Here is a 10191-nt window from a genome sequence, read left to right on the forward strand (position 1 = left end):
TTATGGGGTCGGCGTCCCATGAGCCGACCCCGTAACGTTGCAGGTCTTTACTGGCCGGAGACGGGAATCGCCGGAATCGGTTCGCTCGGTGGAGGCAGGTCGCTTGGGTTGGCCGGCGGCGTGATGATTTCAGCGGACGGTGCCGGCGCTGTGTTTTCGACCGGGGTGATCGGTGCCGCTTCAGGTGGTGGAGCAAACGGTTCGGAAACCGCTGGCGCGGTTTCGACAGGAGCTGGTTCCGGTGTTGGCTCAGCGGGTGCCGGGGCAGCCGGGATCTGTTCAGCGGCAGGTGCCGACGCTGGGGCTGGAGCTGGGGCTGGGGCTATTGGTGCCGGTGCAGCTTTGACTTCAGGCACACCCAGGTCGGTTTTCGGCTTTTCGATAATGTGCGCAGCCTTCTTTGCTTCCGGCGGCAGGAACAATTCGATCAGGGCAAAAAAACGCTCATAGAACTTGGCCGAGGTGACCGTTTCGCTGGCCACCTTGACCATCGAGTCGTCAGAGGAGCCGATCGGCATCGATACCGAGCCCAGCACACCCACGCCAAGACTGGCGGAGTTGTTGGTCTTCTTCAGCGCATAGCGATCCTGCAGGGCGTTGGCGAACACGGTCGCGTGATGGCCTTCGCTGCCATCATCGGTACAGACCACACTGAAGCTGATCTCCATGTGGTTTTCGCCGGTCTGCTGGAAGCTCTTGTGGCCGCTGATGAGTTTCGGATCGCTGCTGGTGATGATGTAACCCTGACTGAGCAAGGCCCGACGCGCGGCTTCACAGCTCTGCGCGTCAGTCACCGGATAATTGCGCGAATAGGTTCCGGAGTCATCGAACTTCTCATGCTCATAGATCGCGGCTTTCTCTGACGAACAACCGGCCGCAGCGGCCAGCACGATTGCCAGCCCGACAACCCGCACGGGAAATGATTTAAACATTGAACATCCTGAGGGAAACAGTCCGGGGCGTATTGTGCAACAGAACGATGCCTGAGGGAGCATCGATTGTGTCTTGAAACGGTTACAGGTGTGTTGACTGCCTTCCATGCGGGAAGTTGCCGGGGCATAGCAAAAGATCAAAAGATCGCAGCCTGCGGCAGCGTCTACAAAGGCTGTGATCTTTTGATCTTGATGAAAAAAAACCCCGACCAATGGCCGGGGTTTTTATGAAACGCAACACTCAGTCAGTCATCAGTACTTCTTGATGTCAGCCTGGCTTTCCAGTTGCTTGCGGTAAGCCGCGAAGTCTTGCTGGCCGACACGGGAAGCGAGGTAGCGGCGGTATTGCGCTTTCTCTTCTTCAGTCGGTGCTGCCGCTTCGTTCACGCCATTGAGACGCACGACCACCAGGCTGCCATCCGCCAGCGTCACGCTGGTGAAGGTCGGTTTGTCCTTGGCAGCCGGTTTCGGCATGCGGAACAACGCTTGCAGCACAGCAGGGTCGACCCCTTCCTGAGCACGGGTAGCCGCTTCAGTGACTTTCCAGCTCTGGCCGTCTACCGCCTGGGTCAGCGGGGTCTTGCCATCGCGCAAGCTGGCAATCAGGGCTTCAGCCTTGGTCTTGGCATCAGCGCTGGCGTGCTCCTTGGCCAACTGCACGCGAATGGCTGCAGCGACGCTTTCCAGCGGCAATTGCGAAGGCTTCAGGTGCTCCTTGGCGCGCAGCACGATCACGGTTTCCGGATCGAGCTCGATGGCAGTGCTGTTGGCACCTTCATCCAACACTTCAGGGCTGAACGCGGCAGTGATCACACCACGGTTAGCTGTGACGCCCTCACCCCCTTCACGACCAAACGCTTTGGAGGTGTGAACGGTCAGCTTCAGGTCCTGCGCCGGCTGGGCCAGATCGGAAGCCTCGAACGCGGCATCTTCCAGTTGCTTGCTCGCCTCGACGAAACGCTGTTCGACCTCCTGGGTCTTCAGCGTACGGGTCAGCTTGTCTTTCAGGCTGGCGAACGTCGGCACTTCTGGCGCTTCCACGCCCAGCAGCTTGATCAGGTGGAAACCGAAATCGGTGCGAACCGGCGCCGAAACCTGGTCCTTGTTCAGCGCGTACAGTGCTGTTTCGAACGCCGGGTCGTAGACGCCAGGACCGGCAAAACCAAGGTCACCGCCATTGTTGGCCGAACCTGGATCCTGGGAGAACTCCTTGGCCAGCGCCTCGAATGTCTCACCCTTGGCCAAACGCGCCTGAACCTCGTCAATCCTGGCCTTGGCCTGCGCTTCGGTGGTCTTGTCGTTGACTTCGATCAGAATGTGCGCAGCCCGGCGTTGCTCCGACAGGTTGGCGATTTCTTTCTGATACGCCGCCTGCAGGTCTTCGTCCTTGACGCTGACCTGATCGAAGAAGGAAGACTTCTTCAACTCGAGGTAATCGATGATCACCTGATCCGGCGTCATGAATTCCTTGGCGTGTTCGTCGTAGTAGGCCTTGACCTCTTCGTCGGTCAGCTTCACAGCCGCCGGGTCAGCCTTGATGTTCAGGGAAGCGAAATCGCGGGTCTGTTTTTCCAGACGGGCGAATGCCAGCACCTGTGCATCGGTGACGAAACCGCTACCCGCCACACCGGCACGCAATTGACCGATCAGCATTTCCTGAGCCAGCATCTGGCGGAATTGCATACGGCTGTAGCCCAGTTGACGAATCACCTGATCGAAACGCTCGGGGCTGAATTTGCCATCCACCTGAAATTCAGGTGTTTGCAGGATGACCTGGTCCAGCGCCGCTTCGGAAAAAGCGAACTTCGAATTTTCTGCGCCTTGCAGCAGCAGCTTGCGATCGATCAGGCCTTTGAGAGCCGATTCGCGCAGCATTTTTTCGTCAAGCAAGGATGCATCGAAATCCTTGCCCAGCTGTTGCATGAGTTGACGGCGTTGCATATCGACCGCCTGGCTCAGCTCGTTCTGGCTGATTTCTTCGCCATTGACCTTCGCCGCTTCATTCTTGCTCGTCGTGGCCTGAAAAATGGCGTCGAAACCGGTCAGCGCCATCAGTGCAACGATGACCCCGATAATGGTCTTGGCAATCCAGCCTTGTGAATTGTCCCTGATATTCTGCAGCATGCGTCCCCCAGAAACGGTTGAACTTCAAAATTAGGCAACCGTGGAGCGTGGGTAGTATCCGGATAGAAGAAAGGCGCATCCGAGGATGCGCCTTCTCGTAACTGGCGGAGCGGATCGAGGCTCGAACTCGCGACCCTCGGCGTCTTGAATCGGCAACTGCCGTCCAGACTGCCGCTCCGCTGCCAGGTCAGGCATGACCCCGACCCGGATGGGCAAAAAACTGAAACGAAACTTAGTTGACAGCTTCTTTCAGTGCTTTACCGGCTTTGAAACCTGGTTTTTTGGCTGCTGCGATTTCCAGCGTCTTACCGGTCTGTGGGTTACGACCAATGCGAGCTGGACGATCGGTTACGGAGAAAGTGCCGAAACCAACCAGAACCACGGAGTCGCCAGCCTTGAGAGCGCCAGTGACGGATTCGATTACAGCGTCCAGCGCACGGCCGGCAGCAGCTTTCGGGATATCAGCGGATGCAGCGATAGCATCAATCAGTTCCGACTTGTTCACTCTAAGTCCCCTTACTATCTATTTGAGTATGATTCTAAGTTTTTTTGGTAAAAGCAAAAACCAGTGCTGAATGGCCTACAGACACTTAAGAGCCGCTTTATAACAAGGGCTCTAAAAAACTGTCAAGGAAGCCCCCCAGGCAAATACGTACTAATGCGTGCTGATTCTTTCCTTGGAATCCGAGTCGCGTTTCTCATCCTTCGCGACTATCTCCGGAGCCACATCCGGCAAGGGCTCCGGCGCGTATTGCAGCGCAATTTGCAGGACCTCGTCAATCCATTTAACCGGTTTAATCTGTAGATCCTGCTTGATATTGTCCGGAATCTCCTTCAGATCGCGCACGTTCTCTTCAGGAATGATCACCGTCTTGATTCCGCCACGATGTGCCGCGAGCAGTTTTTCTTTTAAACCGCCAATCGCCAGCACCTGGCCACGCAAGGTGATTTCACCGGTCATGGCGACATCAGCGCGTACCGGAATCCCGGTCAAGGCCGATACCAGTGCCGTGCACATGCCCACACCGGCGCTAGGACCGTCTTTGGGCGTCGCCCCTTCCGGCATGTGGATGTGGGTGTCGCGCTTCTCGTGGAAGTCCAGGGGGATCCCCAGGCTCTTCGCCCGACTGCGCACAACGGTCAGGGCTGCGGTGATCGATTCGACCATCACGTCCCCCAGGGAACCGGTCTTGATCAACTGGCCTTTGCCTGGTACGACAGCGGCTTCGATGGTCAGCAATTCGCCACCGACCTGAGTCCACGCCAGCCCGGTTACCTGACCGATCTGATCCTGCTGTTCAGCCAGGCCATAGCGGAATTTACGCACGCCGAGGAAGTGCTCGAGCATGTCTGCCGTGACCTTCACCGAGAAGCGTTTTTCCAGTGCATGCTCCTTGACGGCCTTGCGGCACACCTTGGCAATCTGGCGCTCCAGACCACGCACACCGGCTTCGCGGGTGTAGTAGCGAATGATGTCGCGGATGGCTTCGGCGTCGAATTCCAGCTCGCCTTTCTTCAGGCCGTTTGCCGTAATCTGCTTGGGCGAAAGGTATTTGACGGCGATGTTGATCTTCTCGTCTTCGGTGTAGCCCGGCAGACGAATCACTTCCATCCGGTCCAGCAACGCTGGCGGAATGTTCATGGAGTTGGAGGTGCACAGGAACATCACATCGGAGAGGTCGTAATCGACTTCCAGATAGTGGTCGTTGAAGCTGTGGTTTTGCTCCGGATCAAGTACTTCCAGCAACGCCGATGCAGGATCGCCGCGCATGTCACTACCCATCTTGTCGATTTCATCGAGCAGGAACAGCGGGTTGCGCACACCCACTTTTGTCATCTTTTGAATCAATCTTCCTGGCATCGAACCGATGTATGTACGGCGATGACCACGAATTTCCGCTTCATCACGCACACCGCCAAGGGCCATGCGCACGAACTTGCGGTTGGTGGCATGAGCAATCGACTCCGCCAGGGACGTTTTACCAACCCCTGGAGGGCCAACCAGGCACAGCACCGGACCACGAATCTTCTTCACGCGCTTTTGCACGGCGAGGTATTCGAGGATCCGTTCTTTGACTTCTTCAAGACCGTAGTGGTCGGCGTCCAGAATGTCTTCTGCACGCGCCAGGTCCAGGCGCACCTTGCTCTGGGCTTTCCATGGCACCTGAACCAGCCAGTCGATGTACGAACGCACCACGGTGGCTTCCGCCGACATCGGCGACATTTGCTTGAGCTTGTTCAGTTCAGCGGTAGCCTTCGCCAACGCGTCTTTTGGCAGGCCGGCGGCATCGATACGCTTTTTCAGCTCTTCGACTTCGTTGTGGCCTTCGTCGCTGTCGCCGAGCTCTTTCTGAATGGCCTTCATCTGCTCGTTCAGGTAGTACTCGCGCTGACTGCGCTCCATTTGTTTCTTGACGCGACCGCGAATGCGCTTTTCGACCTGCAGCAGATCGATCTCGCCATCCAGCAACGCCAGCACGTGCTCGACCCGGGCCGACAGATCAATGATTTCGAGGATTTCCTGCTTCTGCTCGATCTTCAGGGCCATATGCGCGGCCATGGTGTCCACCAGGCGACCTGGCTCGTCGATGCTGTTGAGCGACGACAGGACTTCAGCGGGGACTTTCTTGCCCAACTGCACATATTGCTCGAACTGCGACAGCAGGCTGCGCACGAAGACTTCGGATTCGCGCTCCGGTGCGTCGACTTCGTCGATCAGCGAGACTTCGGCGCGGCAATGGCCGTCCACTTCGCTGAAGCGCTCCACGGCGCCGCGCTGTTCGCCTTCGACCAGAACCTTGACCGTACCGTCTGGCAGTTTGAGCAACTGCAGGACAGTGGCAATGGTACCCACGCGATATAGCGCATCTTCACCGGGATCGTCGTCCGCGGGGTTCTTTTGGGCCAGCAGAAGAATCTGCTTGTCGCCCGTCATCGCAGCTTCGAGGGCTTCGATGGATTTCTCGCGCCCCACGAACAGCGGGATAACCATGTGCGGATAAACCACGACATCACGCAATGGCAGGAGAGGCAATTCGATGGTTGTCTTCATGATTTCGCCTCTACGGCGGCCGTAAGGCCGTAAACAGATGGAATTAAGCCTGAAACCAAGATGGGGGCTTGTTTAGAAAAAAACAAGCGGATAAAAGCAGTAAAAGATCGCAGCCTGATGAAGTTTGAGAAAATGGTCGGCTGCCAGGCCGCCATCGCTGGCAGGCCAGCTCCCACAAAAGCAAAGGGGCCCGAAGGCCCCTTCTATGTAACGGCTGCTTTGTACCGACTGCGTGACGCTTAAGCGTCTGGCGCGGCCTTGGCAGCAGGCTCACTGTTTTCGTAGATATACAGTGGCTTGGACTTGCCTTCAATTACGCTTTCATCGATCACTACTTTACTCACCTCGGACTGCGAGGGGATTTCATACATAGTGTCGAGCAATACACCTTCGAGAATCGAGCGCAGGCCACGGGCACCGGTTTTACGCTCCAGGGCACGCTTGGCGACCGATTTCAGAGCGTCGGAACGGAATTCCAGATCAACGCCCTCCATCTCGAACAGCTTGGCATATTGCTTGGTCAGGGCATTTTTCGGCTCGGTGAGAATCTGCATCAACGCAGCCTCATCAAGCTCGTCCAGCGTGGCAAGCACCGGCAGACGACCGACGAATTCCGGGATCAGACCGAACTTGACCAGATCGTCAGGTTCGACTTCACGCAGGGACTCGCCCACCTTCTTGCCTTCTTCCTTGCTGCGCACTTCTGCGTTGAAACCGATGCCGCCTTTGGTGGAACGGTTTTGAATGACCTTTTCCAGACCGGAGAACGCACCACCGCAGATGAACAGGATGTTACGGGTGTCGACCTGCAGGAATTCCTGCTGTGGATGCTTGCGACCGCCTTGAGGCGGAACGGAAGCGACCGTGCCTTCGATCAACTTGAGCAGGGCCTGCTGCACGCCTTCACCGGAAACGTCCCGGGTGATGGACGGGTTGTCAGACTTGCGCGAAATCTTGTCGATTTCATCGATGTAGACAATGCCCATCTGGGCCTTTTCCACGTCGTAGTCGCACTTCTGCAGCAGCTTCTGAATGATGTTCTCGACATCCTCACCCACATAACCCGCCTCGGTGAGGGTGGTTGCGTCGGCGATGGTGAACGGAACGTTCAGCAAGCGGGCCAGTGTTTCGGCAAGCAGGGTCTTACCCGAGCCTGTCGGGCCGATCAGCAGGATGTTGCTCTTGCCGAGTTCGACGTCGTCATTCTTTTTGTCACGCTGGTTCAGGCGCTTGTAGTGGTTGTACACCGCTACGGCCAGAACCTTTTTCGCACGCTCCTGACCAATCACATACTGATCGAGGATGCCGCTGATTTCTTTGGGCGAAGGCAATTTATGCGCGTTGCTTTCGGCCTGGGCTTCCTGCACCTCCTCACGGATGATGTCATTGCACAGGTCGACGCACTCGTCGCAGATAAAGACCGAGGGGCCGGCAATCAATTTGCGTACTTCATGCTGGCTTTTGCCACAGAAGGAGCAATAGAGCAGCTTGCCGTTGTCCTCGCCGTTGCGGGTGTCAGTCATTCGTTCGATCCAAATCCGATAGGCTTGCAACACAAGATGAAGGCTATTGCGGGCTTTTTCAAGCCCGCCGCTGATCAGACGCGCCGACCAAGCCTATTTTGAGCTGCTTATTTTTAAGCTGGGCGCTGGTTGATCACTTCGTCGATCAACCCGTATTCCTTCGCAGCCTCTGCACTCATGAAGTTGTCGCGGTTGGTATCGCGCTCGATTTCTTCCAGAGTGCGACCGCTGTGCTTGGCCATCAGCGTGTTGAGACGCTCGCGAATGAAGAGGATTTCCTTGGCATGGATTTCGATATCCGACGCCTGGCCCTGGAAACCGCCCAGTGGCTGGTGAATCATCACGCGCGAGTTCGGCAGGCAGTAACGCTTGCCTTGTGCTCCGGCTGTCAGCAGGAACGCGCCCATGCTGCACGCCTGACCGATACAGGTGGTCGACACGTTTGGCTTGATGAACTGCATGGTGTCGTAGATCGACATGCCCGCTGTCACCGAACCACCCGGGGAGTTGATGTAGAGATGGATGTCCTTGTCCGGGTTTTCCGCTTCAAGGAACAGCAGTTGCGCACAGATCAGGTTGGCCATGTAGTCCTCTACAGGGCCCACCAGAAAGATCACTCGCTCCTTGAGGAGGCGCGAATAGATGTCGTAGGCGCGCTCGCCACGAGCGGACTGCTCGACAACCATCGGGACCAGGCCGCCTGCGGCCTGGATATCAGAGTTCTGCTGAATATAGGAATTACGGAACATGCTCTGCAGTCACTCCCAAATAGTTATGTCTTGAATACGCATAAGCCAGCTCGAGAGCTGGCTTATGGTGTGTGCTTCTAACGCAAAATCAATCAGTCGGCTTGTGGAGCTTCTACCGGCTTGACCGCTTCTTCGTAAGAGACCGATTTGTCGGTCACGCTAGCTTTCTGCAGAACAGTATCCACAACTTGCTCTTCCAGCACAACCGAACGGACTTCGTTCAGTTGCTGGTCGTTTTTGTAGTACCAGGATACAACTTGCTCAGGCTCCTGGTAGGCCGAAGCCATTTCCTGAATCATCTCGCGAACGCGGGCTTCGTCTGGCTTGAGGTCGAATTGCTTGACCACTTCAGCCACGATCAGACCTAGCACCACGCGGCGCTTGGCTTGTTCTTCGAACAGCTCGGCCGGCAGTTGGTCAGGCTTGATGTTGCCACCGAACTGCTGAACAGCCTGCACACGCAGACGGTCAACTTCGTTGGACAGCAGAGCCTTTGGTACTTCGATCGGGTTGGTGGCCAGCAGACCGTCCATTACCTGATTCTTGACCTTGGATTTGATCGCCTGACGCAGTTCGCGCTCCATGTTCTTGCGAACTTCGGTGCGGAAGCCTTCCAGGCCGGTTTCCTTGATGCCGAATTGAGCGAAGAATTCTTCGGTCAGTTCTGGCAGTTTTGGCTCGGAAACAGTGTTCACGGTAACGGTGAACTCAGCGGTTTTGCCAGCCAGGTCGAGGTTCTGGTAGTCCTCTGGGAAGGTCAGGTTCAGAACGCGCTCTTCGCCGGCTTTAGCGCCAACCAGACCGTCTTCGAAGCCAGGGATCATACGGCCGGAACCCAGAACCAGCTGAGTACCCTTGGCGGAACCACCAGCGAACACTTCACCGTCGACCTTGCCGACGAAATCGATGTTCAGCTGGTCTTCGTTCTGGGCAGCGCGATCGGCCACTTCGAAACGAGTGTTCTGCTTGCGCAGGATTTCCAGCATCTTGTCCAGATCGGCATCGGTCACGTCAGCGCTCAGGCGCTCTACGGTGATACCGTCGAAACCGGCAACGGTGAACTCAGGGAACACTTCGAAAACTGCGACGTATTCCAGATCCTTGCCAGCTTCCAGGGATTTAGGCTCGATCGAAGGCGAACCAGCCGGGTTCAGCTTCTGCTCAACCACAGCTTCATAGAAGGAAGACTGGATCACGTCGCCTACAGCTTCCTGGCGAGCATCAGCACCAAAGCGGCGCTTGATTTCGCTCATTGGCACTTTGCCTGGACGGAAGCCAGCAATCTTGGCCTTTTGGGCGGTCTGCTGCAGACGCTTGTTGACCTGGCTCTCGATGCGCTCAGCCGGCACGGTGACGCTCATGCGGCGCTCAAGAGCAGTAGTATTTTCAACAGAAACTTGCATGGATATTCCTCGTTGCACAGACGTTAGCCGGCCGTTTCCGACCCCAGAATCAAGGGCATGCATTCTAGTGGGTCAAACTCAAGAAGTCACCCTACTGAAAACGGGTAAAAACGCAGCAGGCAATTTATAGGTGCGAATGCACGAATGCACCCCGCTCCCGTGACGAATACAGCCAAAGACGCCAAGGCTCTGCGCCAACCCTTCCTTATATAGAAGCGTTGCCAATCATTTCCCTGACAGCCAGCCCTGCGTGCAAGACCGGCGGGCAGCGCGGCATCATCGAGAAACACAAATACGACGAAACGCCCCACCCTGCGACCCGGAACCCGCGGTCGCCGAAACTCGGACCACCAAAACAAAAAAAGGCGCCAGACTGTTAAATCTGGCGCCTTTTCGAAATATGGGGTG

At 56.5% G+C, this 10191-nt stretch carries 7 protein-coding genes and 1 tRNA gene; all 8 read right to left on the reverse strand.

The window, feature by feature from the left end; translation table 11 throughout:
• Window positions 1-47 precede the first annotated feature (47 nt).
• Complete coding sequence (locus tag AC07OG_RS17610; RefSeq protein ID WP_495067613.1) at window positions 48-932, reverse strand: DUF2242 domain-containing protein; 885 nt, start codon at window positions 930-932, stop codon at window positions 48-50.
• Window positions 933-1184: 252 nt separating this feature from the next.
• Complete coding sequence (locus AC07OG_RS17615) at window positions 1185-3056, reverse strand: SurA N-terminal domain-containing protein (protein ID WP_495067614.1); 1872 nt, start codon at window positions 3054-3056, stop codon at window positions 1185-1187.
• Window positions 3057-3158: 102 nt separating this feature from the next.
• Window positions 3159-3234 (reverse strand) — tRNA-OTHER (locus AC07OG_RS17620).
• A gap of 54 nt (window positions 3235-3288) precedes the next feature.
• Complete coding sequence (locus AC07OG_RS17625; protein ID WP_002552737.1) at window positions 3289-3561, reverse strand: HU family DNA-binding protein; 273 nt, start codon at window positions 3559-3561, stop codon at window positions 3289-3291.
• 150 nt (window positions 3562-3711) lie between these two features.
• On the reverse strand, window positions 3712-6108 hold the full coding sequence (gene lon, locus AC07OG_RS17630; RefSeq protein ID WP_060543425.1) for an endopeptidase La: 2397 nt from the start codon (window positions 6106-6108) through the stop codon (window positions 3712-3714).
• 239 nt (window positions 6109-6347) lie between these two features.
• Window positions 6348-7631, reverse strand: a complete 1284-nt coding sequence (clpX, locus tag AC07OG_RS17635) for an ATP-dependent Clp protease ATP-binding subunit ClpX (RefSeq protein WP_060543423.1) — start codon at window positions 7629-7631, stop codon at window positions 6348-6350.
• Window positions 7632-7744: 113 nt separating this feature from the next.
• On the reverse strand, window positions 7745-8380 hold the full coding sequence (gene clpP / locus AC07OG_RS17640) for an ATP-dependent Clp endopeptidase proteolytic subunit ClpP (protein ID WP_060543422.1): 636 nt from the start codon (window positions 8378-8380) through the stop codon (window positions 7745-7747).
• 92 nt (window positions 8381-8472) lie between these two features.
• Window positions 8473-9783: a trigger factor gene (tig, locus tag AC07OG_RS17645; protein ID WP_060543421.1), complete on the reverse strand. Its 1311-nt coding sequence runs from the start codon at window positions 9781-9783 to the stop codon at window positions 8473-8475.
• Window positions 9784-10191 lie beyond the last annotated feature (408 nt).

The sequence above is a fragment of the Pseudomonas sp. GW821-FHT09H03 genome (genome assembly GCF_059415945.1).

Bases quoted from the DNA above. Each gene is read 5' to 3' on its own strand.
- AC07OG_RS17610 (WP_495067613.1), bottom strand. From the start codon at position 932: ATGTTTAAATCATTTCCCGTGCGGGTTGTCGGGCTGGCAATCGTGCTG.
- AC07OG_RS17615 (WP_495067614.1), bottom strand. From the start codon at position 3,056: ATGCTGCAGAATATCAGGGACAATTCACAAGGCTGGATTGCCAAGACC.
- lon (WP_060543425.1), bottom strand. From the start codon at position 6,108: ATGAAGACAACCATCGAATTGCCTCTCCTGCCATTGCGTGATGTCGTG.
- clpX (WP_060543423.1), bottom strand. From the start codon at position 7,631: ATGACTGACACCCGCAACGGCGAGGACAACGGCAAGCTGCTCTATTGC.
- clpP (WP_060543422.1), bottom strand. From the start codon at position 8,380: ATGTTCCGTAATTCCTATATTCAGCAGAACTCTGATATCCAGGCCGCA.
- tig (WP_060543421.1), bottom strand. From the start codon at position 9,783: ATGCAAGTTTCTGTTGAAAATACTACTGCTCTTGAGCGCCGCATGAGC.